General features: G+C 56.8%; 1 protein-coding gene. It reads right to left on the bottom strand.

The genetic code is table 11. From position 1 onward, the window contains the following. Positions 1-22 precede the first annotated feature (22 nt). On the bottom strand, positions 23-414 hold a 392-nt coding region (locus tag J0A65_RS26050), incomplete at its 5' end, for a tyrosine-type recombinase/integrase (RefSeq protein WP_206597093.1).

Genomic DNA, 414 nt, shown 5'->3' with positions numbered 1-414 from the left:
CCTTTTTGATTCACAACGCTTTTTATTGCCCTGCTGGATCAGCGTTCGCGGAAGTATCGAAGAAGTGTCGAAAGTCCCGACTGGGTCCGAACGACAACACATCCTGCATGTGTCCGGGCGCCAAGTGAGCGTAGCGCATCGTCATGCTCAACGAAGAATGCCCAAGAATCTTCTGAAGAGAAAGGATGCTGCCACCGTTGGCCATGAAGTGAGAGGCGAAGGTGTGTCTCAGTACGTGGGCTTTCTGTCCGGCCGGTAGTCGTAGCCCAGCCTTGTCGACCGCGTCATCGAAGGCGTTGCGGCAGTTGCTGAACAGGCCGTGCGCCTTGAAGTGCTGGAGTGTTCGCGCTTCCAGCTTGGGCGGTATCGGGATCGACCGGCGACGCTTGGATTTGGTGTTGGTGAAGTGCACCG

Source organism: Bowmanella yangjiangensis, from assembly GCF_017255015.1.
In the GTDB taxonomy this organism is placed as follows: Bacteria; Pseudomonadota; Gammaproteobacteria; order Enterobacterales; family Alteromonadaceae; genus Bowmanella; species Bowmanella yangjiangensis.
The sequence above is the reverse complement of the archived record's forward strand: the minus strand, read 5'-3'. Positions and strand labels throughout refer to the sequence as shown.